General features: G+C 45.6%; 22 protein-coding genes, 8 tRNA genes and 1 rRNA gene. 24 read left to right on the forward strand and 7 right to left on the reverse strand.

Going from position 1 to position 22980, the window contains the following annotated elements:
- The 15 genes from rrf to AC58QM_RS34625 form a co-directional block, all read left to right on the forward strand.
- Nucleotides 1–109: ribosomal RNA gene (rrf, locus tag AC58QM_RS34555) — 5S ribosomal RNA — on the forward strand; the annotation flags it as partial.
- A 29-nt stretch (nucleotides 110–138) separates the two neighbouring features.
- Nucleotides 139–214 (forward strand) — tRNA-Ala (locus tag AC58QM_RS34560).
- A gap of 4 nt (nucleotides 215–218) precedes the next feature.
- A tRNA-Asn gene (locus tag AC58QM_RS34565) sits at nucleotides 219–294 on the forward strand.
- A gap of 9 nt (nucleotides 295–303) precedes the next feature.
- Nucleotides 304–378, forward strand: a tRNA-Glu gene (locus tag AC58QM_RS34570).
- Between the two features lie 11 nt (nucleotides 379–389).
- Nucleotides 390–465, forward strand: a tRNA-Val gene (locus AC58QM_RS34575).
- Between the two features lie 25 nt (nucleotides 466–490).
- A tRNA-Cys gene (locus AC58QM_RS34580) sits at nucleotides 491–561 on the forward strand.
- Between the two features lie 10 nt (nucleotides 562–571).
- Nucleotides 572–657 (forward strand) — tRNA-Leu (locus AC58QM_RS34585).
- Nucleotides 658–675: 18 nt separating this feature from the next.
- Nucleotides 676–752: transfer RNA gene (locus AC58QM_RS34590), tRNA-Arg, on the forward strand.
- Nucleotides 753–772: 20 nt separating this feature from the next.
- Nucleotides 773–843 (forward strand) — tRNA-Gly (locus tag AC58QM_RS34595).
- 169 nt (nucleotides 844–1012) lie between these two features.
- A complete protein-coding gene (locus AC58QM_RS34600; protein WP_497289204.1) occupies nucleotides 1013–1984 on the forward strand; it encodes an MBL fold metallo-hydrolase in 972 nt (323 codons plus the stop codon).
- A 477-nt stretch (nucleotides 1985–2461) separates the two neighbouring features.
- A complete protein-coding gene (locus tag AC58QM_RS34605; RefSeq protein WP_497289205.1) occupies nucleotides 2462–3205 on the forward strand; it encodes an SDR family oxidoreductase in 744 nt (247 codons plus the stop codon).
- A gap of 1 nt (nucleotide 3206) precedes the next feature.
- The gene (locus AC58QM_RS34610; RefSeq protein WP_497289206.1) at nucleotides 3207–3797 is read left to right on the forward strand and encodes a TetR/AcrR family transcriptional regulator; all 591 of its coding nucleotides are present in this window, start codon (nucleotides 3207–3209) and stop codon (nucleotides 3795–3797) included.
- A complete protein-coding gene (locus AC58QM_RS34615; RefSeq protein ID WP_497289207.1) occupies nucleotides 3794–4831 on the forward strand; it encodes a S66 peptidase family protein in 1038 nt (345 codons plus the stop codon). Before AC58QM_RS34610 ends, AC58QM_RS34615 begins: the two co-directional genes overlap by 4 nt.
- Nucleotides 4832–5138: 307 nt before the next feature.
- On the forward strand, nucleotides 5139–5648 hold the full coding sequence (locus AC58QM_RS34620) for a GrpB family protein (protein ID WP_497289208.1): 510 nt from the start codon (nucleotides 5139–5141) through the stop codon (nucleotides 5646–5648).
- A gap of 13 nt (nucleotides 5649–5661) precedes the next feature.
- Nucleotides 5662–6075: a hypothetical protein gene (locus AC58QM_RS34625; protein ID WP_497289209.1), complete on the forward strand. Its 414-nt coding sequence runs from the start codon at nucleotides 5662–5664 to the stop codon at nucleotides 6073–6075.
- A 71-nt stretch (nucleotides 6076–6146) separates the two neighbouring features.
- Here AC58QM_RS34625 and AC58QM_RS34630 read toward each other — a convergent pair whose 3' ends face one another.
- Nucleotides 6147–7049, reverse strand: coding sequence for a manganese catalase family protein (locus AC58QM_RS34630; protein WP_497289210.1), 903 nt, complete (start codon nucleotides 7047–7049; stop codon nucleotides 6147–6149).
- A gap of 187 nt (nucleotides 7050–7236) precedes the next feature.
- On the opposite strand from AC58QM_RS34630, the gene AC58QM_RS34635 reads away from it, so the two are divergent.
- Both AC58QM_RS34635 and AC58QM_RS34640 read left to right on the forward strand, forming a co-directional pair.
- Nucleotides 7237–9012, forward strand: a complete 1776-nt coding sequence (locus tag AC58QM_RS34635; protein ID WP_497289211.1) for a hypothetical protein — start codon at nucleotides 7237–7239, stop codon at nucleotides 9010–9012.
- A 354-nt stretch (nucleotides 9013–9366) separates the two neighbouring features.
- Nucleotides 9367–10146, forward strand: a complete 780-nt coding sequence (locus AC58QM_RS34640; RefSeq protein ID WP_497289245.1) for a squalene/phytoene synthase family protein — start codon at nucleotides 9367–9369, stop codon at nucleotides 10144–10146.
- 34 nt (nucleotides 10147–10180) lie between these two features.
- Here the strand turns inward: AC58QM_RS34640 and AC58QM_RS34645 are convergent, their stop codons facing one another.
- From AC58QM_RS34645 to AC58QM_RS34665, 5 genes are all read right to left on the reverse strand, one after another.
- Nucleotides 10181–10846 carry a phosphatase PAP2 family protein gene (locus AC58QM_RS34645; protein WP_497289212.1) on the reverse strand — a complete coding sequence of 222 codons (666 nt, stop codon included), beginning with the start codon at nucleotides 10844–10846 and terminating at the stop codon, nucleotides 10181–10183.
- A 7-nt stretch (nucleotides 10847–10853) separates the two neighbouring features.
- Nucleotides 10854–12794 carry an FtsX-like permease family protein gene (locus AC58QM_RS34650; protein ID WP_497289213.1) on the reverse strand — a complete coding sequence of 647 codons (1941 nt, stop codon included), beginning with the start codon at nucleotides 12792–12794 and terminating at the stop codon, nucleotides 10854–10856.
- A complete protein-coding gene (locus AC58QM_RS34655; protein ID WP_497289214.1) occupies nucleotides 12784–13545 on the reverse strand; it encodes an ABC transporter ATP-binding protein in 762 nt (253 codons plus the stop codon). The genes AC58QM_RS34650 and AC58QM_RS34655 overlap by 11 nt, the downstream gene beginning before the upstream one ends.
- Before the next feature lie 100 nt (nucleotides 13546–13645).
- Complete coding sequence (locus AC58QM_RS34660) at nucleotides 13646–14656, reverse strand: sensor histidine kinase (protein ID WP_497289215.1); 1011 nt, start codon at nucleotides 14654–14656, stop codon at nucleotides 13646–13648.
- A complete protein-coding gene (locus AC58QM_RS34665) occupies nucleotides 14649–15344 on the reverse strand; it encodes a response regulator transcription factor (protein WP_497289216.1) in 696 nt (231 codons plus the stop codon). The genes AC58QM_RS34660 and AC58QM_RS34665 overlap by 8 nt, the downstream gene beginning before the upstream one ends.
- 139 nt (nucleotides 15345–15483) lie before the next feature.
- Here AC58QM_RS34665 and AC58QM_RS34670 point away from each other — a divergent pair, with 139 nt between their 5' ends.
- The 7 genes from AC58QM_RS34670 to AC58QM_RS34700 all read left to right on the forward strand — a co-directional run bounded on the left by AC58QM_RS34670 (nucleotide 15484) and on the right by AC58QM_RS34700 (nucleotide 21825).
- Entirely contained in the window at nucleotides 15484–16224 is a 741-nt protein-coding gene (locus AC58QM_RS34670) for a class I SAM-dependent methyltransferase (protein WP_497289217.1), read from the forward strand.
- A gap of 124 nt (nucleotides 16225–16348) precedes the next feature.
- Nucleotides 16349–16525, forward strand: a complete 177-nt coding sequence (gene rpmF, locus AC58QM_RS34675) for a 50S ribosomal protein L32 (protein WP_047680282.1) — start codon at nucleotides 16349–16351, stop codon at nucleotides 16523–16525.
- Between the two features lie 239 nt (nucleotides 16526–16764).
- Nucleotides 16765–17151, forward strand: a complete 387-nt coding sequence (locus AC58QM_RS34680; protein WP_497289218.1) for a winged helix-turn-helix transcriptional regulator — start codon at nucleotides 16765–16767, stop codon at nucleotides 17149–17151.
- A gap of 195 nt (nucleotides 17152–17346) precedes the next feature.
- On the forward strand, nucleotides 17347–18201 hold the full coding sequence (locus AC58QM_RS34685; protein ID WP_497289219.1) for a hypothetical protein: 855 nt from the start codon (nucleotides 17347–17349) through the stop codon (nucleotides 18199–18201).
- Nucleotides 18202–18239: 38 nt separating this feature from the next.
- Nucleotides 18240–19001 (forward strand): hypothetical protein, encoded by a 762-nt coding sequence (locus tag AC58QM_RS34690; protein WP_497289220.1) that lies wholly within the window; start codon nucleotides 18240–18242, stop codon nucleotides 18999–19001.
- 971 nt (nucleotides 19002–19972) lie between these two features.
- Complete coding sequence (locus AC58QM_RS34695) at nucleotides 19973–20647, forward strand: phosphatase PAP2 family protein (RefSeq protein WP_497289221.1); 675 nt, start codon at nucleotides 19973–19975, stop codon at nucleotides 20645–20647.
- Entirely contained in the window at nucleotides 20644–21825 is a 1182-nt protein-coding gene (locus AC58QM_RS34700; protein ID WP_497289222.1) for an MGDG synthase family glycosyltransferase, read from the forward strand. The genes AC58QM_RS34695 and AC58QM_RS34700 overlap by 4 nt, the downstream gene beginning before the upstream one ends.
- A gap of 88 nt (nucleotides 21826–21913) precedes the next feature.
- On the opposite strand, the gene AC58QM_RS34705 is transcribed toward AC58QM_RS34700, so the two are convergent.
- Complete coding sequence (locus AC58QM_RS34705) at nucleotides 21914–22822, reverse strand: ArsR/SmtB family transcription factor (RefSeq protein ID WP_497289223.1); 909 nt, start codon at nucleotides 22820–22822, stop codon at nucleotides 21914–21916.
- Nucleotides 22823–22980: the final 158 nt, after the last annotated feature.

The raw sequence follows: 22980 nt of genomic DNA on the forward strand, positions 1-22980 counted from the left end.
TGATGGCGGAAGGGATCCACGCGTTCCCATCTCGAACACGACCGTTAAGCCTTCCAGCGTCGATGGTACTTGAACCGCAGGGTTCTGGGAGAGTAGAACGTTGCCAAGCAGACCCACTTGTGGGTATTTTTTTTGTCTGGGGCCATAGCTCAGCTGGGAGAGCGCCTGCCTTGCAAGCAGGAGGTCAGCGGTTCGATCCCGCTTGGCTCCACCATTATTCCCTGATAGCTCAGTTGGTAGAGCACTCGACTGTTAATCGAGTTGTCACAGGTTCGAGTCCTGTTCGGGGAGCCATTCTTTCAAGGCCCGTTGGTCAAGTGGTTAAGACACCTCCCTTTCACGGAGGTAACAGGGGTTCGAGTCCCCTACGGGTCACCATTAATCCCCATGGAGGCTTAGCTCAGCTGGGAGAGCATCTGCCTTACAAGCAGAGGGTCGGCGGTTCGATCCCGTCAGCCTCCACCATTTCATATGGTAGAGAAAAGATTTCGGCGCTATAGCCAAGTGGTAAGGCAGAGCTCTGCAAAAGCTTTACCCCCAGTTCGAATCTGGGTAGCGCCTTTATATATAAGCCGGAGTGGCGGAATCGGCAGACGCACAGGACTTAAAATCCTGCGGTAGGTGACTACCGTACCAGTTCAAGTCTGGTCTTCGGCATTTTTACACAACTTAGATGCGCCCTTAGCTCAGCTGGATAGAGTATTTGACTACGAATCAAAAGGTCGGGAGTTCGAATCTCTCAGGGCGCGCCATCTTCACTTCAACAAACTACGCGGGCGTAGTTTAATGGTAGAACTTCAGCCTTCCAAGCTGATCGCGCGGGTTCGATTCCCGCCGCCCGCTTACACGAAAAAGACCACCCTATTAGGGTGGTCTTTTTCATTTTAATACCATGACCTCATTTGCTATACTAAAGATTAGTATTTGACACGTATGACGGAGATGTGAAGCATATTATCGCTCAGGTGGCGGAGTTTGCATAAGCTGAAAGTCAGTGAATGGGGATGATCGTATGGCGCGGCAGCGATATAGCAATTTAGATCCAAATGCGAAAACGAAAACATGGAAAGAAGTACGTCGCTGGCAGAAGGAGCGGAAGGGTAAAATCAAAGATTTGAGCTTCCGAATTGGCCAATCGGAGCAGAAGCAGCAAGAGCTTCTGAAGAATAATCAGAGTGAAGTGACGATTACTTGGATCGGACATGCCACCTTTTTGCTGCAAATGAGTGGTATGACAATCGTTACGGATCCTGTCTGGGCAACTCGAATGGGCTTTACGCAGAGACTAGAGGCGCCAGGGTTATCGATAGAGGAGCTGCCGCCAATTGATGTTATTTTACTATCCCATGCGCATTATGATCACTTGCATGTGGGTTCGTTGAAGAAGCTAAGAGGCACGCCTCTCGTGCTTGTTCCCGAAGGGCTTGCCTCCAAGGTGCGGAAACTGGGGTTCAGCACGGTTTATGAATTGCCATGGTGGGGCAGCCACACGATTGGCCAAGTAGAGTTCCACTTCGTTCCTGCGCAGCACTGGACAAGACGTACGCTAACCGATACGAACACCTCTCTATGGGGCGGATGGGTATTGAAGCGAACTGCACCGGCTTTGCCAGTAAGAGAACAGGATACCGATACGATTTACTTCGCTGGCGATAGCGGGTATTTCGAGGGTTTCCGAGAGATTGGGGCGAGATTTCCCGGCATACACTACGCGCTAATGCCGATTGGTGCCTACGAGCCGGAGTGGTTTATGGGGATGCAGCATGTTTCCCCTGAGGAAGCGATACAGGCATTCATAGATATCGGAGCGAAGGAGTTCATTCCGATGCATTATGGGGCATTCCGACTTGCCGATGATACGCCGAAGGAAGCGCTGGATCGGTTGTTAGCGGATTGGCAGCGGAGGGAGCTTGAACTTGGCCAAAGCAAACTCCGCTTATTAAAGCATGGAGAAACACTAGTTGCGGAGCGATCAGGGGATTAGGTTGAACATAAAGGTGTAGGTGGATTAGCTCCTGCTAAATACTGCCGACACCTTTGTTTTGTTCCAAACGACCTCGATGAGATAATCCCCTTTAGGTAGTTACCACCGGCTTCGTTAGATTTTCTGGTACAAGATCTGGCTCAGAAGAGCACCCTGTTAAGAGCAGTGTAGAGCTTAGGACACCAATTAAGGTATAGCGTGTTATTTTCAATTGTTGAGACCACCTTATCCAATACTTTCATGTATGACATGACTGACGAAACATGGTTCAGTTTAGTTGCAGGAGAACTGATCAGAGTTATTTGGTGGGAGCCTCGGGTCTTAAGGGGGCGGTAAATGGTATGATTTTATTTGCGAATGACAAAAATCAAAAATTGTCATTTGATATTTGTCATTTCAATATTTATAATAAAGTTATAGGGTAGGCGGCGATCAGAACAGCAGAAAGTTCAACCCATTCGAAAGGTGGAGTAGGAAATGGAACGTAAATTAGTAGGTAAAGTAGCACTGGTAACAGGTGCCTCCAGAGGCATCGGTCAGAAGATCGCGGAGGAACTGGCCCTGCAGGGGGCGAACGTTGTCGTGAACTACGCAAGCAGTCCAGCTAAGGCAGAGGAAGTCGTTAACGGCATTAAACAACAAGGCGGGGAAGCTATCGCGATTGGGGCAGATATTAGCCAAGTGGCGCAGGTAGAGCTTTTGTTCCAGAAGACGCTGGAGGCGTATGGGCGGGTTGACATTTTGGTCAATAACGCAGGAATCATGATTACGAAACCACTACTCGCCATTACGGAAGAGGATTTCGATAAGCAGTTTAATATTAATGTGAAAGGGACGTTCTTTGCGATTCAACAAGCAGCACTGCATATGAAAGAGAATGGTCGGATCATCAATTTCTCTACTTCGGTTAATGGGCAAATGTTTCCTGGGTACAGCTCATATGCGGGCACAAAAGGCGCTGTAGAGCAGTTCACACGTCAGTTGGCCAAAGAATTTGGACCGAAAGGCATTACGATTAATGCGGTAGCACCGGGACCGGTGAATACCGAACTGTTCACAGTAGGGAAATCGGAGGAACAAATCAAAGCTGTTGGCAGTATGAATTCGTTCGGTCGTATGGGAGAAGCGGAGGATATTTCTCGGGTTGTGCTTTTCTTAGCGAGCGAGGAATCGCAGTGGGTTACCGGACAAACACTTCGAGTGAATGGCGGTTTTGTGTAAGATGATGAAGAATGATTTGCCTTTATCGAAAGATGAGATTTTGGATGCAGCTGAGCAAGTGCTTCGGCGTTATGGACCGGACAAAACATCCGTTGTCGATGTTGCTAAGGTGCTGCAAGTGAGTCATGGAACACTATATCGGCATTTTGAAAGTAAAGCGGCGCTGAGGGAGGCCGTGACGTCACGCTGGTTGCACACGAGCATCGTCGTTCCTTTGGAAGCAATTGCAGGTGAGATTGGCGGCAGCTCGGTTGATCGGTTGCGTTTGTGGTTAGATACGTTGATTCAAACCAAGCAGAAATTCGCTGCCGAAGATGTTGAAATGTTCGCCATGTATGCCAATGTTACGGTTATTGAAATTGAAATGATAAGCACCCATGTGTATCGCTTAATAGGGCAGCTAGCACGGATCCTTGAGCAGGGGATGGTGAGCAAAGAATTGAAGCAAGGCGACTCGGAATCGATTGCTAGAGCTATTTTCTTGGCTACCTCACGTTTCCATCATCCTGCGCATGCTGCAGAATGGGGAATGGGGAGTATGACAGAGGACTTTGAAAATGTTTGGCAGTTATTAGTAGGAGGGTTAACATGATCAAACCTAAACGATTAAGGTCAGGATCCAAAGTAGCTATTATTTCCCCTTCCAGTGGGCTGCCTTATTTGTTCCCGGATATTTACGAGCTTGGTCTGAAGCAGCTTCAAGAGGTCTTCGGTTGGGAAGTTGTTGAAATGCCATCGGCAAGAATGTCACCAGATGAGTTGTATAAGAATCCGCGGTTGCGTGCCCAGGATATTAATGATTGTTTCGAAAATGATGAAATAGACGGAATCGTGACTTCCATCGGCGGGTATGAGTCGGTGAGGATTTTACCTTTTTTAAATACGGAAGTGATTTTGAAAAATCCTAAATTTATGATGGGGTTTTCGGATGCGACGACATTTTTAACGTACTTAAATAATTTGGGAATGGTTACGTTCTATGGGCCATCGGTTATGGCTGGATTTGCGCAACTAAGAAACCTACCAGAAGCATTTATGAGGCATCTCCATGCGATATTATTTGAAGAGCAGTTCCCTTATCGTTTTGAGCCGTATCAAGCATGGACGAATGGCTATAAAGATTGGAGCCAACTAGAGACGTTGGGCGAGTGTCTGCCATTTTCAGAGAACCAGAATGGATGGACGTTTATACAGGGCGAAGCGATGGAGCAAGGGTATTTGTGGGGAGGCTGCATCGAGGTTCTAGAATTTATGAAATCGACGGCTTATTGGCCGAAGGATGATTTCTGGCAGGATAAGATCTTGATTTTCGAAACATCAGAAGAGAAACCATCACCCATGCAAGTGGGCTATATGCTCCGAAATTATGGGATGCAGGGTATCTTTTCACGCGTTAAAGGCGTCATATTTGGTAGGGCGAAGGATTATAGTGCAACTGAGAATGTAGAGCTAAGAGAAATCCTTTTGAATATTATCGGAAAAGAGTTTGGGGCTGGTCATGTGCCGATTGTTGTTGATTTTGACTTTGGGCATACAGATCCGAAATTGATTCTGCCTCTCGGTGGGAGAGTTGAGTTAAATCCGCGGACGAATGCGGTTATTTTGTTGGAGAGTCCTTTTGAATGATGGAGATGTGGGATGAGCGTAATCCATGTATAATTGAAGGGTGATCCTAATAACAACATGAGAGGGTAACAGATTACTATGAGTGAAACGGTCAGTTTGAGTCTCGGAGGCTCGTATGTTGTGGCTCCAGACAACCCCAGAAAGACTAAGAATCGTGGTCGGAAATGTATGATTCTTTCTTTTGAGATGAATGACGAGGAATTGGACATAAGGGTTATTTATTTGGATACGAGCAGAGAGGTACTGCTAAAATTCAGTGATTTGAAGCCAATTACGGAGTAATACATAGTGAGCGGAGGTATTTCACATGGCTTCCCCAATTGCAGTCGTCGCGTACGATCCAGAATGGGTTTTAATTTTCGAACAGATAAAAGACTTCGTACTTCCCGCTGTAAGTGATCTTGTGATTGGAATTGAACATGTCGGAAGTACTTCTGTTCCTGGATTAGCGGCTAAACCGATCATTGATGTGGACGTGGTGGTTAAAGCATCTGAGGATGTGCGCATAGCTGTCCAGAGGCTCGCTGTGTTGGGGTATGTACATGAAGGCGATTTAGGCGTTACGGGTCGTGAGGCTTTTATCCCTCCTCAGAGCATGATGTGGCATCATCTTTACGTAGTACCTGTGGATAACTTGGAGTTAAAGCGGCATCTTCTTTTTCGAGATTATTTGAGGAGTCATCCAGAGGAAGCTACTACGTACGGAGAGTTAAAGCGTGAGCTTGCACATCGATTCCACGATGATCGGGGAGCTTATTCGCTAGGTAAGAGTGAGTATGTCACAGGGGTATTGCAACGCGCGGGATGGAACGGATAGGGAGGAGCCGCCAGTGAGAGTACAATGGTTTCTTTTTGTAATCATCATGGTCATCATTCTAATATGCGTAGCGTGTGGCAAAGGCGAGGCATCAGGTAAACCTGAGCTTACGGTTAAGCAACTAGAAGAGTTCTACCCCGGGGATATGTCGAACGTGGATCGAATTGAAATAAGAAGCGGTTCGACGGGAGCACTTAAGGTCGTGACTGATAAACAATTGGTGCAAGACTGGCTTGCTAAAGTTCGCCACATGAAGCTTACCCCGGATTCAAATCAAGAAGGTAGAACAGGTTATTCGTTCTATGTGGATTTGTTCGAAGGGCAAGACAAGAAGCTGCGGTTTCTCCCTAACGAGATTGCAGGGAATTATTATGTATACTCGGAAGAATTGGCGAAGGCAATTCGTGAGCTTTTTCAATCCCCGTAGTTTGCACAAAAATAAGGCCGCCCTAAAGTAGAAGTATCTACTCATAGGACGGTCTTTTCGATTTAAGCGAGTTATCCGCTAATATTTCCAGCCATTTTAAGTCTCGCCGCGATTTGTTGGAAGTCCTCTGGCGAAATGCCAGGAGCAAATTCCTCATCGACAGCCGGAGCTTCAGCAATGGGGTATCCTTGCGGTGTACCTGGGATGACTTCCAAAGCGGAGCCATCTTCGGGATGGGTACCTTTCCAAATCTGGCCGATTGTGGTGAAGTCATTGTCGCTCCAAGTGTAAAGCTTGGTATGCACACCTTTATCTTCATATTTCCTTGCTTCATTAAATGGTTTGTTGTTCAAGGAAGGTATAGGGACTAATTTAGTGACATTTACACCCGTAGCGACTTCCAATGCTTTGGCATATGCGACAACATGAACGCCACCACGAACGAGAAGGTAACCAATTACAGCACGGGCTGCGGGATGGTCGGTCATTTCATATACTTTCATTTTATGGGTGCGTGCGCCGCATTCTAGGAAGAAGTTATGCAGCAGATCCTCTACCAAGTTACCGCTGTTAAAAACATTCGCACCTGTCCATGGATGGCCCATGGAGTCTACAGGCATCGCCCCTTGCGCTCCTGCCAAAAAGTGATACGAAAGACGAGCATCTTTGACCACATCAAGTGGTGTCTGTTCGGGCTCCTTATAGCTCGTCGAGCCTCTTAAGCATTTATTGATCGCATGTGATACCAACTCTACATGGCCTAGTTCTTCGGCCGTAATACTCATAATCAAATCGTAAAAGGGCCTGAGCGTTTCCTTCGAACGAAAATTAAAGGATTGATAGAGGTAATTGTTCAAAGTGGACATTTCACCGAATTTGCCACCTAACAATTCCTGTACAGCTGCTGCGGCATTAGGGTCAGGCTTCTCAATGTCAGGAATCTCAATCGAAATTTCATCCATTCGTTTAAACATGGCTTCAACTCCCTCAGATTTTTCACTCCTGTACATTGTTTACCTTAAGCCTTATATCTAACCATCCCCCATGGCCAGAAATCAGAAAAAGAGGCAATTAACTCCTTGGTGCTCAACTTTCTATTCGTGATGTACGTCTAATTCATATGGAAAATATTATAAAATTTGAATAGGACTGGTGCGTGTGATGGTCAGACTAGTAAGTAGTGGATTGCTTATAGCTGTCATGTTGCTGTTGAATGCGTGTGAGGAGAGCACCCAGAGCCCTGCCGAATTATCACCTGCAATTATTCCGGAAGTGTCGACACCCATTTCGAGTGCTTCTGTTGTCTCGGTAACTTCAATCCGCAGTAAGCTGCAAAACCTTATTTTCGCTGAACGAAATAGCTCTGGCGGGGCGGTATTCCAACAATGGAAGGCTACGGATGTCCCCCATGAACCATTTCAAGTTGTGTATCATCTAGAGGATGTCAGCGTGAATGCGACTTTTGCTAATGTGAATGAAGAAGAAAGACGATTATTAACAAACGAGATTAGGGTTAACGGCGATGTGGACTGGGAGATTGTCACAAGTGATGATCCTATCTACCAGGTGAGGATTCAATTTCATCAAGCGAAAACATCATTCGTCCTACGCGTAGGGGATTTGCCTGCCATGACATTCATCCGGAAAGAACCTGTGAGCTTTACATTCAATCCGGACGCAGGTCGTGATGTTCCTCATCTTTTGGTCATGGCACAGGAATATGGACCACGATTGCGTATCCCCGAGGGGGAAAGCTCGGTAGCTTTAGTTTTCTCTAACGAGATGCAAAATAACTTGCCAACGACGATAGAAGGTGTTCCTTTAGCAGCCAAATGGGTAGATGCCAAACATCTATTGGTCCAACTTGGCCCTATGGGGGCCGGAGAGCATGGAATAAAAGAGCAGTATCTGCGAATGGATAATTTGGTGGATGTAAGTGGCAATCGCTTGGGGGGTGGTCTCCAGGGGCTGTGGGTCCAACAAATGCCGAGGCATGTTTGGCGCTATGTCGATTCAGGCGAGTTGGCTGGTGGAGGCCCGAGGGATTCCCTCTACGATCAATTGGTTATCTCTGAAGATAAACAAAGTTATGTCGGAGTTGTTACCCTGGGCGGGTCTATGGGGGATGGGGACGGAACCAGCTATGCTTTTATTTTGGAGCAAAAGGGAAAGGAACCTGTGGTCATTGAGCATGTGTTCTACTCCACGATAGAGCCGAATCAGCAGCCCATTCAATGGATGGATGCGAAAACACTCATTTATGCGTCTTACTATGGCGTGTATGCCTATGATGTGGAGACACATGAGAAACGTATTCTTCATAAAGCTGATCCTGATGAGAATGATAATATCAATTACGCTGCCTATGATACGACGAGAAAGCTGCTTCATGTTTTGGCCTATGAGGATCGGCATGAAACGAGTCAATTGGCACGTTTGACGTATGTGTCAGGGGAAGCCATGCCCGAAAAAACAGAAGCCTACACGGCAAGCGTACTGGTAGCCAAATACTCCGACCTAGACATGACCATTACCCCTACGTCGGAGGGTACCTATTGGACACGTATACAAGATGGCGTTCCCTACACGGACTATGTAAATCATACAGGGACTAAGGTTACGGCCAAAGGGATTGTTCGTCTCCTCACAAAGCAAGGCGTTTACCTTCAGGAATATGAAAAAGGGGAGTTCCAACTGCAAGCCTCTCGATGGACAATATGGCAACCAGGCAAAGCTGCGAAAGAAATCGCTAATCCGCCAGAGGGTAGCGTTACCTTTGCAAGCGGGCCAGATTTATTTACAAAGCAAGATGACAATCGATATGCGAAGTATGATCTTCAACGAAATAAATGGGTAGACTGGCAGGCACCAAATGGAGAAAAAGTGGCTGAACCCCTTCGAGGGAAGGATGGCTTATACCGCGCTAGAGTGGAGTAGCCCATAGAGAGACTTAAGTAAAAAGAGGTTGCCGATGGAAGAGAATCGGCAGCTTTTTTTTCGCGAAATGGAGGATATTTTATCAGGAATTATTTTATTTCTTTCACAATTTGGACATAATATCCAGAAAAGGGTGTCATTCCTTGCTCTGTCTGAAATAAATTGCAAATGATAATGGCTCCTCTCTGAAAATTTGACACTTTTGTGTAATAAAGCTCAGATTATAAAACAATTGGTGGTTGGGCTTGGATTAACAATAATAAAGTATGTTATCATGAAGTAACATTATATAAGTTAAAGGTAAGTTTATACTTGGAGGTAATTACCATTAGTACCGATACTGTCAAAGATGCAATGACCATGTTAAAACAAACGAGCCGCACCTTTTATATACCGATTAGCGGTTTGGATGCAGGTCTGAAAGAAGCGGTAGCATCTGCCTATCTGTGCATGCGGGCTATTGATGAAATCGAAGATCATGAAGATCTGGCAGACGCTTTAAAAATAGAGCTGTTAGCTGGTGTGGACGGGGCATTCCAGTCTGCGGATATTATGGATGCGATCCAGAAAGTATTAACGCCCTATACAGCGCAACTTCCAGAAGTATCTCTGCGACTTGCGGAATGGCTGCGTTTATGTCCGCCTACGGCGAGACCGATTATTGAGAAATACATTGCGAAAATGTCACTCCAAATGTCGGAATGGGTCCAAAAAGGGTGGAGCATCCGTACGGAAGAAGATTTGGATGGGTATACATACAGTGTAGCGGGTATGGTTGGCGAAATGTTATCTGAGCTGTGGCAGTGGAATGATGGCACGCAGTCGGATCGTGATAAGGCTATTGCCTTCGGACGAGGGCTGCAAGCGGTCAATATTCTTCGGAACCAAGCGGAGGATGCAAAACGTGGCGTTAGCTTCTTCCCGGAAGGCTGGGGCTTCAAGGAAATGCAGCAATACACACGCCGTAATCTACAACTAGCCGACGCTTATATCGCAGACCTGAAGCAGGGACCAGCGCTGAAGTTCTGCAAGGTGCCATTGGCGCTCGCACATGCGACGCTCAATCTGCTTTCTGCGGGTGGCAGCAAATTGACACGAGACGCGGTTTTGAAAATTGTGAGCAAGGTAACGTAGCGAACAGGTTCTACATAAAAGAAACCTGCATCCATTAGACGGATGCAGGTTTCTTTTGGTTGTATCGCTTTTCCATATACCATTGAAAAATCCAAACACACAAGGCGAACCAAAATCCGCTGGCGAAGTAGGCAGCAACAACATCACTAGGGTAGTGGACACCGAGATAAATTCGGCTAATGCCAATTAGAAGGATCATAAGGATACTACATACAAGGACGATGGTCCTCCCTTTTCTGGTAGGTACATGCCTCCAAAGCAGAAAAGAAAGCGATGCGTACATCGCAAAAGCTACCATAGAATGTCCGCTGGGGAAGCTGTAGCCTGCCTCTTCGGCAAGCCTATGAAGGGTAGGACGATCGCGTTGAAACAGTAGTTTCAGCTGTCGATTCAAAGCTGCGGTCCCCGCGATTAGGGTAACAAACAGAATTAATTCCATGCGATGCTTCAGGAATTTGTAAAAAAGAAACAAGCAAATCAGCGTAATGGCGATGACAACGCGTGTTGAACCTATGAAGCTTACTAGCTCCATTATAGAAGTCAGCCAGGGGCGTTCCATACCTTGGACGAATGTAATCACGCTGCTGTCAAATCGTGCTATCTGCTGCCCTTGTAACAAGGATGCAATGGTCACGAAACACCCAATAGAAACAAGGCTAAGAATGAGTAAAATGGTTGGTAGTAGTCGTATGTTGTTCATTCTTTGATCAAAGAGCCCTCTCAATCACCTTTTTATAATGCTGCACTGATAGTATACCAAAAACCGAGTAAAGAATGGTATACAGGATCATGACAATCAGCATGGGTGTCCAGAGCTCCGTTCCAAAGAAGAACCAACCGGATTGAATCGCAAAATAGCTGTGGACCAGCCCGATAACGAGAGGGATACCGAAATTAAATAGCTGTTTGCGTTTAATGCCTTGTAATAGATCATTTTGGGTGAAGCCTAGCTTCCTTAGAACGGTGTACGAGGCCTTTTCGTCTTCGCTCTCATCCATTTGCTTGAAGTAAAGTATGCAGCCAGACGTGATAAGGAAGGTGAGCCCTAGGAAAGCGACGATGAACATGATCAAGCCCATTTTGTTTTTGGATTCACTAATCATATCTTGGCGAGAATCACGGGAAGCGCGCTCATCCCATTGGATTTCGTGAAAAAGTTGATTAGCTTTCTCGAGTTCCTTCGCATTCACGATATCAAAACCGAAATAGAGCGATGATGTTCCTTGAATGCGAGGATCGAGATCCTGCTTTAAACGCTGAAAGACAGATTCGTCTACGACGGCAACAGGCAGGCTGCTCATCGAGAAGCGTCTTGAGATGAAGGATCTCTCCTCAATGCCGGTATTCGTTAGCGGGAGGGTACTGTTTAGGGTGATTAATTGGGCTTGGCTGTTCGTTTTGAACTGAAGAAATTTTTGCATTTCATCGTTAGCCCCGGTAAAAAAGGTTTGGTCCGCAGTCAAATCGATTCCTGCAGCGGTTTCGCTAATAACGGCGATCCGATTGACATCTTGACTCATATAAAGTTCACTTTTCGATTCCATGACTTGGCTAAGATCAATCTTAATTTGAATGACCTCAGTGGTTGTATCCCGGTGTTTAATGCCACCGGCATCTAAGGCTTTCATAAAGCTCTCCGCATACTGACGTTCCGTCACACCAAAGTGATTCGGCATGTTCCTTTCTGCGGTCTTTTGAACGGAATAGTAGGTGATATAGCTCAAGGAAAGCAATCCAATCGCTAGGGCAGATACTGTCGTGATCACCATCAAAAGCAAGGCGTTGGATTTCATCCGATACATGATGGAAGCGAGAGAAAGCACCTCTTGTACATTGATGAAGCCGTTTTGCCTCTTACGAATCACATTCAAAATTAAACGGACAGACCCTTTATAGAATAAATAAGTACCGATGATCACCGAAGCAAGTATGAAGAGCATTCCGCTCAATAATTCAGGTGCTGTCGTAATGTTTCCTGAAAACAATTTAGAAGATACGTAGTAGCCTAGGATAACGAGACATAGCCCAATAAACCCAAGGGTTACTTCGGTCCTCGACATCTGCTTTACTTTGGCTTCCGTTGAGGTTGCTACATGGAACAACGAAAGAATCGTTTGCCTGCGAATGAACAAATAATTGACCAGCAGAATGAATAAGTAAACGGCACTGAAAACAACAATGGTTTGCAGGAACGCTTGCAACGAAAAGTGGAGCGATGCATTCGCTTTTACCCCTGTAATTTGAAATAAGACCATGAGAATGAGCTTAGAAACGGAGAATCCGATGAACGTCCCAACGACGAGAGAACCGAAGTATAGGATGAAGTTTTCGACGCTAAGGATACGAAAGATTTTCGCCTTCGTCATGCCGATGAGCTGCAGAAGCCCGATTTCTTTACTGCGTCTTTTCACAAAAATGTTATTTGCATACAGGTTGAAGATCGTCACAATCGCAATTAGTAAAATAGAGGCTGCACGCATGGAAGCTGCGCCTTTAATCGTACCTTCTGCAGCATCTAGCGCAGGATCGAATTGTAAGGTGACGAAAGCGAAATATAGCGCAACACTAAACATCAAGGCAAAAACATATAGGTAGTAATGCTTGATATTGGCCTTTAGATTTTGAAGGATAAGATGATTAATACTCATATTGCACACCACCCAGCACACCTTGGGTTTTCATAATATCTTGAAAGAAAGCTTGTCTCGTTTCTTGCCCTTTATAGATTTGGGAATAGATCTGCCCGTCTTTAATGAAAATAACTCTGCTGCTATAGCTGGCTGCAACGGAATCATGGGTGACCATCACAATGCTTGCTTGTCTGCTTTGATTCAGTGCACTTAACTTGTTGAGCATATCGGAAGCTGATTTGGAATCCAGCGCACCCGTTGGTTCATCCGCGAAAATAATGGTAGGATCATGAATAAACGCTCTAGCCGCGGACGTTCGCTGTTTCTGCCCACCAGATATTTCGTTTGGATACTTATCCTTCAACTCATAAATGCCAAGCTCTGTCGCAATGTCATGAAACCTTTGATTGGCTTCTACTTTGGAGATCTTCGTAATGGACAAAGGAAGCAGGATGTTTTCTTTCACAGTTAGCGTATCGAGCAAATTATAATCCTGAAAAATAAAACCGAGATGATGCTTCCGAAACTCAGCCAATTGCTTTTCTTTCATGTTCGTTGTTTCTGTTTTGTTAATTTGAATGGAGCCATGACTCACTTTATCGATGGAGGAGAGCACGTTGAGCAGCGTCGTTTTCCCAGATCCCGATGGACCCATGATGCTGACGAACTCCCCTTTCTCGATGGAGATGTCTAGGCCTCGCAGTACCTCTTGTTTATTATGTTTATTGCCGAAGCTTTTATGGATTTTAACGGCTTGTAAGATGGACATGAACCACACACTCCTTCACATGATAGCTTTATTATAAAAAGCTGCGCTGCATTTATCCTTCGATTCACCGAACAAAGTAGAAAGGCATGTGACATTATTGTCACATGCCTGTAATCCGCATGAGTTCATTGGGCTGTGGGAAAGCGAGGGTGAACGTACTTCCTACACCAACCTCGGATTGTACAGTCAGCTGGATGTGCAGCGTGTGTGCGGCTTTCTGCGCCAAATACAAGCCCATGCCTGTCGCGGCGCTGTCTTGGTGCCAGGTCGTAGAGGTGAAGCCCTTATCGAAGATACGGGGCAGATCCTTAGGGTCAATCCCACGACCGGAGTCGGATATTTCTAGCATCGTACGCTCTTGGACTAAGAAGCTTTTCACGATGATATCGGAAGCGGGTTTGTCGCTATATTTTACAGCATTCGTTAAGATCTGACGAAGGATAAAAGCGAGCCATTTGGCGTCGCTCAACACTTGGGTTACGTTCAAATGAACGTCAAACCCCATACCTTTTTGAATACACCAAGATTGTAAGGACTTAAGCTCCATATAGAGGAGACCTTCGATTTCTACCTGCTCAATGTAGAGATCATTTTCAATCGAGGGAAGTCGAAGTTGGTGAAGTTGTTGGTCTAGAAGATGATGAATTCGCAGCCATTCAAAGGTTAAGGATGCTTTCATCGGATCATTCTCCAAACGGCCAATCATCAAATGCATGGCGGTGAGCGGTGTCTTCACTTCATGGATCCAGGATAATAATTCATCTTTTTCCTGTTCCAGGGCGATTTGCTGCCGTGAGGCCGTCTGATGGAGCCGCTCGGTTTGATGGACTAAGGCCGATTCCATGATCTTTTCGAAGGGACTTGCTGCTTCGGCGACACCAGAGACGTCAAGGCTGGTTTCCCAGTCATTTAACCGCTTGATAAAGGCCGTCTCCTTGTGATAGCGAATGATTAAGAAGATAATGAACAGAATCGTGGATAAGAAAACGATGTACAGCATCGGTTGGAGCGGAATGGAGAGGTCGAGATACGCAATAAGCAGCAGAAGGCATTGGCCGAATAGGAACATCCCAATCCAGCTTATTCGTTCCATCAGAAATGTCTTACTCATAGCGAGGAGACTCTTCGGTTGCCATATAGCCCTGCCCGACCTTCGTTTCAATAAAGCGGCCTAAATCAAGCTCGTCCAGCTTCTTTCTCAGCCGATTCACGTTTACCGTCAACGTATTATCACTTACAAAACGCTGGTCATTCCACAAGCTGTTGATGATGTCTTCCCGGCTGACGATCATATTCTTACGCTCGATGAGGAGCTTTAAGATGTAAATTTCATTCTTGGTTAGTTCTATGGAACCGGCATCATGAAGAACGATGTTTTTTTCAAAGTCAATAGTAGCGCCACACCACGTTTTCAACTTCATTGGCTCGGTACTGTAATTGTAGACACGGCGGAGAATAGCATGGATTTTTGCGATGAGCACGTCAAAATGAAAGGGTTTTTGGATGAAGTCATCTGCTCCAAGCTGCATGGACATCACGATATCGGTTGGATGGTCGCGCGAAGAGAGGAAAACGATCGGCACATTGGAATGCGTACGAATCATTCGGCACCAATGAAAGCCATCGAATTTGGGCAGTTGAATATCAATAATGACGAGATCAGGCTTCAGTACGATAAAGGACTCAACTACTTTATTGAAATCGGCGATGCCATGAACCTCGTAAGACCATTGGGCCAAACGCTCTTTGATCTCTGCGAACAAGGTTGCATCATCTTCAATAAGTAAGATCTTAAACAAGGCAAGTCACCCACTTCTGATCATTCTTTGAGTTGTTAATGCATTGTATTGTAAACTGGAAGGGTTATTGGATCTATCCCTTTTGTTCGTCCATTTTAGCAAATCATACCATAAATTCAAATGAGGAGTCATGGATGCCATGAAACAGAATAAATACGATGAGCTTGGATTTTTTGAAAAATACAGCGAGATGCCTCGTTCCATGGGTGGCCTCAGTGCAGCTGGGGAATGGCCTGTCCTTCGTACGATGCTGCCCACGCTTCAAGGTAAACGTGTTCTTGACCTTGGATGCGGTTATGGTTGGCATTGCAAGTACGCCCGTGAGCAAGGAGCGGAGTCCGTAGTTGGGGTTGATCTCTCGGAGAAAATGCTGGACTATGCCAGAGCGAATAATAACGATTCTGGAATCGAATATCGTAGGCTGGCAATTGAAGATATCGACTTCGCGGCGGGTGAATTTGATGTTGTCGTCAGTTCACTGGCTCTTCACTACGTCGAGCAGTTTGAGACGGCTTGTCGTCAAGTACAGCACTGTCTTGCAGACGGAGGCACTTTCGTACTGTCGGTTGAACATCCAGTCTTTACCGCACGTGCTGCGCAAGATTGGCACTATGGCCCGGAAGGCGAGCGGATGCACTGGCCCGTCGATGATTATCAAGAGGAAGGTCTGCGAGTCGCTAGATTTCTAGATCATGATGTGGTGAAGTATCATCGAACGCTAGCTACTTATATGAATGCACTTATCGATGCTGGATTCCAAATAACGAAGCTCGCAGAACCGCAACCGACGCAAGCAGCACTGGATCAATATCCCGAAATGAGAGACGAAACACGTCGGCCTATTTTCTTATTAATATCAGCGGTTAAGCTTTCAAAGTGAAAATAAAGTCGAAAAAATGCTAAGATCGCGAAGTTAACAGGGGTCACAGCATTGACAAAGTACCTTGATAAGGCTATGATATCTCTTGTTGATTTATTTAAATGTAACTGGAGGTGTTTTGACTATGGCAGTTCCTCAACGGAGAACGTCCAAAACACGTCGCGATAAGCGCCGTACTCACTTTAAACTGGCTGTGCCAGGAATGGTGAAGTGTGAACAATGTGCTGAGCTTAAAAAAGCGCATCATGTTTGCAAAAACTGCGGTTCATATAAGGGTAGAGAGATCGTACAAGCTCAATAATCATATGAATCTTGCAATGAAAATGACACTTCTAATCGAAGTGTCATTTTTTTTGTAGGTTCCCATTGTCTAAAAGCTGCAACTAGTACAAAACCATTTGTAACAAAATAATTATTTACTTGAATTAAGTAAGTATGTAGACGTATAATGTTCCCTAGGGACGATACAGCGTAGTAGTCACTCGAAATAAACCTAGTTTGCACAAAGATACCTCAATAAACGCGAGGGAGTGGATTCAAATGGAAACAGCGCATACACATTGTAAATTGGAAACTGTGTTAGAAATCCTTGTTGGCAAATGGAAGCCTGTTGTTTTGTTCCACCTTTTTTCCAAGGGCACGTTGCGATTTAGCGAACTTCAAAAAGAGATTCCAGATATAACGAAAAAGATGCTTACTCAACAATTACGGGAGTTAGAATATCACGATATTGTTCACAGGAAGATCTATTCTCAAATACCGCCTAAAGTCGAGTATTCCATCACCGAATATGGCCAAGGAATGGCTACCGTCTTACAGGCAATGAATGACTGGGGAATGGCCCATGTGGATCATTTGAATGAGATGTATGGGGAAGAACGAGCCGTGGAATCATTCGAAACTAGATTAGATGAAGTCACCCGATAATACGGGAGTTTTCTCCAGCAAAAGAAGAAGCCGCGAACGCGGCTTCTTCTTTTTTATAGTCAAGGCGTGACTCCTTAGAAAATGTGGAAAATATTTCAAAATATTGACGTAAACGGAAGGGTGAAAGCGTCTAGAACGGGTGTAACATAGAAAGAAAGAGTAATGACTATGCTGTTAAAGTCGGGAGATGAAAGCATGAAATGGATGAGGTTAATGCCGCTTATGCTAGGTGTGATACTTATAATACTCTCTGCCAAACCTTTGTATGCAGCGGGGAAAGAGATGTATATTGGGAGTCGTGTAAACCATCAGTTTAAATTTGAGCATATCTATGTAAATTTCATGGAATTAGGTAAGGTTGAAATTCTCGGCAGAGGTACCCCGATCCCCGTTGATCATATTTCGGTGGAAAACGAATTATCAGACGGTAACGAAACGAAAGTCATTCAGATCATGGCAGATTACGTGAGCATGAATCAACAACCCAATGCGGATCGACTCACTTACACGAGAACATATAAATGGGCAGGTCAGAGCATAGAAATTGCAGACCAATTCCAAGCAGGCGAATTCAATTCATCCACCCGTGAACAAGCGAATTTGCACATGACGATTAATGACAAGGATTGGTCGGTGGAGGGGCCGGCCCTAGTTCGACCGTATTTTTTAGATGATAATCGGTATCATGGCTACTTTGGCGTTTTGACAGTCAAGGAGAAAGGGATAGAGAAGTTCATCATCATTCAACGAATCTCTGGAACGGAGTTTACCCCGGATAAAAACCTGTCATGGCGCATACTAAGTATCGATAGCCTTGGTCAGGTTCAAGAGGACCGCTTCACATATGATGAGCTGAGCGAGGTACCGCAGAGGATCAATATGATTAATATGACGACAGCTTCGCCATTCAGCTTGGGATATCATAGTAACATTTTATTTGTTTGGCCATCCCTTCTGTTCCCATTAGCCTACCCGATCGGCACAGCCATAGTGGGGCTCCTGTTGGTTATCATCGGGTTAGTAATTGGATTACGCCACTATCGAAAATAATGAGACCAACTGTGAGGCGTTGAAAGGAGCGTAAGGATTTGAAGTTCATGGTTTATTTCATGGTATTTACTTTCATGGTCGGTTTGTCCGCGTGCCAAGCGGCAGAGCCTACAACCGTTGAACCGAGTGCGATGCCAAGTGAATCAACAGCTCCTATCAGCGTGCAAATGGAGAGTGCAGCACCAAAGGTTAATGAGGTTAAGGATGTCACCTCGCTTATTCCCCCAGGGTGGCAGCTGCTGACTCGGCAAAATAGTGCGGACAGCGTGGAAGGCGACTTGAATAAAGACGGCATCCTCGACGTCGCTATGGTCATCGAAAAGAGAGAGACCAAGAAAGATGAAGCACCGGAGAGGGCGCTATTGATTGCTTTTGGAAATAGGGACAATACGTATACACGCTCCATTATCGCAGAAAAGGCGATTCTAAAAGCTGATGAAGGCGGGATATGGGGCGATCCACTCGACAGTATTTTTATCGATAGAGGCTCCATTGTCGTTAGTTTTTATGGGGGAAGTAACTTCAGATGGTACGGGAATTACCGGTTCAGATTTCAGAATGGGGACTGGTACTTGATCGGCGCTACCCTTGGATCTTATTTTACGGGGACGATGACAGAGAAGACTGGTGACGAAGAGGACTATAACCTGCTCACAGGTGATTATGTGAAAAGAATCGTCGACGATCCTAAGGCCGAGAAGCCTACTACCCATACGATAACTGGCAACATAGGGAAGAAGCAGCTGCTGAAACTGAGTGATTTTGTAGCGACGGGTTCGACGGATCAGTTTTTAAAATAAAGCATGTTCGCGGCCGCGGGATGGATGCGTCATGGGACGTGGATTCCTGTGAGTGCAGGGAGGGGCTAATTGAATAGATGGATTTCCTCCATCTATTTTCGCCGTTCTCTGCTGGAATCGCAGGATAGATGGAATACCTACAGCTAATTGGGTATGATTTTTCTTTTTAGCCGCGAACAAGCATTTTTAACTGGAGGTTTTCCAGTTAATGCGCTATTTTCATGAAATCAAGCGAAATTAGCGGGAGTGAATCCATCTATTACATTTTGTTATCATCCTAGTCTAGCCTCCCTCTTTTCTGCGACTTTTCAGCGATGTCAACGCCAATGATTTTAGAGTACTGCCTAACACCATCCATCTTTCCTTTTCCTAGTCACCTTTCACTCGCATTTTCGCCAATATCTTCCCCTTAACCTAGCCAACTTTCCCCCACTTTCCCTCCATTCGCCCTCCTATCCAATCGACCTTACTCCCTCTTTTTTACCCCGTTTCCCCCCGCAGAAAATGCCTAAACTAGAGTTATCCCCAAACTTACCCACAGTATCAACATGTCCACAATTCAGGCTGTGCATAAGATTCTTTCTTTCTTATACACATATCCACAACTCTACTTATCCACAAGTGGAGAATCACGTGCCCCTTATCCACGCCGCCACCTACGAATACTTATCATTGCGCGAGCGGTAGGAGAGAACTGGATGAGGGAAGTTATACGCCTTGATGCTGAAGGATGTGCTTTTCTGCGCGTGATTTGGTATGCTGTATTATGTTGTAATGATTTCGTAATACTACTGTAATATGAAATGGAACATTAGCTTCTCCTTATATGCTTCTAAGGACGTGGACAACTCCGTCTTTAGTCTAGGTTTTGTCACGACCTTTGGCTAACGAAAGACAGTACCTTGGGGCGTTCTTTAAAAAGCCTTACTCCTTTATGATAAAGGTAACGTAGAGGAGAGCGAGGATTTGGCATGAGAACAAAAGCTTGGATGTCCTATTTGCTAGCTTGCAGCGGACTACTTTTGATCCCGTTAGTAGGGCTCATTTATATACATTTGAATCAAGACACAGGAACAGCGTACAGCTTAATGACAGATCTGGATCGACAGATTCCTTTTATCAAAGGCTTCGTGGTTCCGTATTTAGGCTGGTATGCCTTTCTTGCCGTAGGATTCTTATATTTAGCGTATCGAGATCGCTCGAATTACCTTCAGACACTCGTAGAATTTATTATAGGTTTGCTTTTATGTTATAGCGTCTATGCTATGTATCAGACAACAGTGCCGCGGCCGGACCTTGCAGGTAGTGATTGGTTGCTTCGGACAGTGCAATGGGTGTACAGCTCCGATGAACCGTTTAATTGTTTTCCCAGCACACACGTACTAACGGCCTATCTGATGATGAGAGCCTATCTCCGATCCGTACCTATGGCAATACGCTACAAAATCATAACGGCAGGTATGGCTGTGTTAATTATTGTATCGACACTGTTCGTTAAACAACATGTGATCATGGATATCGTGGGTGCAGTGCTTGTAGCTGAAGGCGTCGTCTATGTAGTTAGCAAAAGTAGGAGAGCGTGGTCGACAGGATCGATAACTGCTGGTGCGCGACAAGATAAGCTCGAAAGGGGACTAAAGCAATGAGAAGTAGAGGAAAGCTTTTGATACTGACGGGCAGTCTTGGTGATGGGCACAATAAAGCAGCACAGGCGATACTTGAAGCTGTACGTATGTATAGACCTGATATGGAAGTGAAAGTCGTCGACTATTTGGCGTGGACACATCCGTATTTGCATGGGTTCGGTAAGTACTGTTATATGCAATGGGTAAAAAGCTTGCCCTCTGTATATGGTTTTCTCTATAAGAAGACCAGACATGACACCGCGTTATCCCATTTGTTCAAAAAAATGAAATCTTTCAGCACCGACCGGATGCTGGATTTATTAGAAGAGGAAGCACCCACGGAAGTTGTGTGTACATTCCCAGGAGCTGCGGCAGCTATGTCTTATCTAAAATGTAACGGCCTTACGATCGTGCCGACCGTGACGGTCATCACTGACTATACCGATCACAGCTACTGGATTCATCCGGGGACGGATAAGTATCTGGTCGGGGCAGAGCATGTGAAGCAGGCGCTTCTGAAGTATGCGATCCCTGAGCAACGCATCGTCGTGACCGGCATTCCGATTCGGATGCCATTCACACAAACGTACAATCGTGCCGAACTTCGCGATAAATACGGTTTGCAGCGCAACATGCCAACCGTGCTTGTGATGGGCGGGGGTCACGGGTTGATCGGAAAATCGTTCAAATCGGTGCTGCAATCGGATGAACTGGCAGTGCCTGTGCAATTTGTTTTCGTCTGTGGCCGCAACGAGAAGCTGAAGCAGCATTTGGAGGAGGAACTGGGCGGCTCGAACACGCATCATCACGTAATGGTGACAGGGTTCGTCGACCATGTTCACGAGCTTATGGCGCTGTCCGATTTGATCGTGACGAAGCCAGGTGGGCTCACCGTATCCGAAGCGCTCGCGCTGGAGCTGCCCATGATGCTGTACAAGCCGATTCCTGGACAAGAGCAGGCAAACGCCGCTTACCTCGTGGGGATTGGCGCTGCTGTCGAAGTGAAGAACGCCGCTGAGATGAAAAAACAACTGCTCGACGTCATCGCGAATCAGTCTGTTTTGCTCAAGTTGAAAAAAAATGTACAGAGACGTCATCAACAACCAGATGTAATGCGTACCTTGGATGCGATTTTGGAAACGGAGCATCATTACCTTCCCATTCAAGATGGCATGCAATTCTCGTATGCGAATGTATAGAAAAAAACGGCCTTTACTCCTCCTTCTTTTTGGTGGGGGAATAAGGGTCGTTTTTTGTTTTGGATGCTCTGCTTGAAAAGTGCGATTCCTATTTATCCTCTTGCATCGTGACGATGATATCTTGCGCGTAGTTGCCGAATTGTTTGCCGAATAGGGTAACACCGCCACAATTCGCTGCTGTTTCCAAGGAGGCAAGGCGGAAATGAATATCCTGCGAAAACGTAATATTTAGGTCGTGAATCGTGGTGGACGATATTTGTGTGCCATCCAGAAACGAGCCCTGTGGATTCACTGTAATAATTTTTAGCAAACCATACTGCGTGTTGCCATTTCCCCACCAGTCGGGGGAGAGTACGCCTCTGTGTTTACCAAAATCACCAGGGCAAGTCCACTGTCCAAGTGGCTTATCGTTGATCGAAAAAGAGATATCCGAAGGCCAATTCTCGTTATAGCCAGGAGCTTCCGAGCAGATTTCGAACGAAATCTCCAGTGTGCGCAGCTTCTGGTTGCTGTGGAAAAAATTCGGGATACGATACTCCACATAACCGCTGCCGAACCAGAGAATACCCGCCTGTACATGCTGGGGATCTGCAAAATACCTTGGATCGTCTAGTACACCAATCAGTTGGGTTGGCGAAGCCAAGCCACACGTTGGTTTCACATCAAAGGCTGAGTATTGACCGATGGGGATAGCAATCGTCGTGGTCGGAAGCTCATAAGGCTTCTTCGACCTAAACTGAAGCGTGGCTTGTTCAAGCTGCAGGTAACAAATCTTCTGTGTGCCGCGCACACCCGTCACGTTCTCCGAACGCACGATGCCAGCTTGTTCCAGCTTCTGAATATGCTTGGTTACAATTGCCGACGAAATCTCTAGTCGCTGGGAAAGCTGTTTGATATTTAATGGCGCTTCGCCTAGTAATTCAATCATCTTTACGCGAGTCTCCGAGGAGAAGCATTCCAGGAAGGGCATGTTTTTGGATGAAACTTCAATTTGCATAGGGGAACCTCGACTTTACGTGCATATTTTCTTTATTGTATAACCTGTAGGTTATTTAAACAACCTGTTTGTTAGATTATTGCGAAAACAAAGTAAAAAAAGGACGTTCATTCTCTACCTATCGTGTATGATGGTAAGGAGAAAGAAGCTATCATTTA

The organism is Paenibacillus sp. J22P165 (assembly GCF_059692015.1).

Bases quoted from the DNA above. Each gene is read 5' to 3' on its own strand.
- AC58QM_RS34600 (WP_497289204.1), top strand. From the start codon at position 1,013: ATGGCGCGGCAGCGATATAGCAATTTAGATCCAAATGCGAAAACGAAA.
- AC58QM_RS34605 (WP_497289205.1), top strand. From the start codon at position 2,462: ATGGAACGTAAATTAGTAGGTAAAGTAGCACTGGTAACAGGTGCCTCC.
- AC58QM_RS34610 (WP_497289206.1), top strand. From the start codon at position 3,207: ATGATGAAGAATGATTTGCCTTTATCGAAAGATGAGATTTTGGATGCA.
- AC58QM_RS34615 (WP_497289207.1), top strand. From the start codon at position 3,794: ATGATCAAACCTAAACGATTAAGGTCAGGATCCAAAGTAGCTATTATT.
- AC58QM_RS34620 (WP_497289208.1), top strand. From the start codon at position 5,139: ATGGCTTCCCCAATTGCAGTCGTCGCGTACGATCCAGAATGGGTTTTA.
- AC58QM_RS34630 (WP_497289210.1), bottom strand. From the start codon at position 7,049: ATGTTTAAACGAATGGATGAAATTTCGATTGAGATTCCTGACATTGAG.
- AC58QM_RS34635 (WP_497289211.1), top strand. From the start codon at position 7,237: ATGGTCAGACTAGTAAGTAGTGGATTGCTTATAGCTGTCATGTTGCTG.
- AC58QM_RS34640 (WP_497289245.1), top strand. From the start codon at position 9,367: ATGACCATGTTAAAACAAACGAGCCGCACCTTTTATATACCGATTAGC.
- AC58QM_RS34645 (WP_497289212.1), bottom strand. From the start codon at position 10,846: ATGAACAACATACGACTACTACCAACCATTTTACTCATTCTTAGCCTT.
- AC58QM_RS34650 (WP_497289213.1), bottom strand. From the start codon at position 12,794: ATGAGTATTAATCATCTTATCCTTCAAAATCTAAAGGCCAATATCAAG.
- AC58QM_RS34655 (WP_497289214.1), bottom strand. From the start codon at position 13,545: ATGTCCATCTTACAAGCCGTTAAAATCCATAAAAGCTTCGGCAATAAA.
- AC58QM_RS34660 (WP_497289215.1), bottom strand. From the start codon at position 14,656: ATGAGTAAGACATTTCTGATGGAACGAATAAGCTGGATTGGGATGTTC.
- AC58QM_RS34670 (WP_497289217.1), top strand. From the start codon at position 15,484: ATGAAACAGAATAAATACGATGAGCTTGGATTTTTTGAAAAATACAGC.
- rpmF (WP_047680282.1), top strand. From the start codon at position 16,349: ATGGCAGTTCCTCAACGGAGAACGTCCAAAACACGTCGCGATAAGCGC.
- AC58QM_RS34680 (WP_497289218.1), top strand. From the start codon at position 16,765: ATGGAAACAGCGCATACACATTGTAAATTGGAAACTGTGTTAGAAATC.
- AC58QM_RS34685 (WP_497289219.1), top strand. From the start codon at position 17,347: ATGAAATGGATGAGGTTAATGCCGCTTATGCTAGGTGTGATACTTATA.
- AC58QM_RS34695 (WP_497289221.1), top strand. From the start codon at position 19,973: ATGAGAACAAAAGCTTGGATGTCCTATTTGCTAGCTTGCAGCGGACTA.
- AC58QM_RS34700 (WP_497289222.1), top strand. From the start codon at position 20,644: ATGAGAAGTAGAGGAAAGCTTTTGATACTGACGGGCAGTCTTGGTGAT.
- AC58QM_RS34705 (WP_497289223.1), bottom strand. From the start codon at position 22,822: ATGCAAATTGAAGTTTCATCCAAAAACATGCCCTTCCTGGAATGCTTC.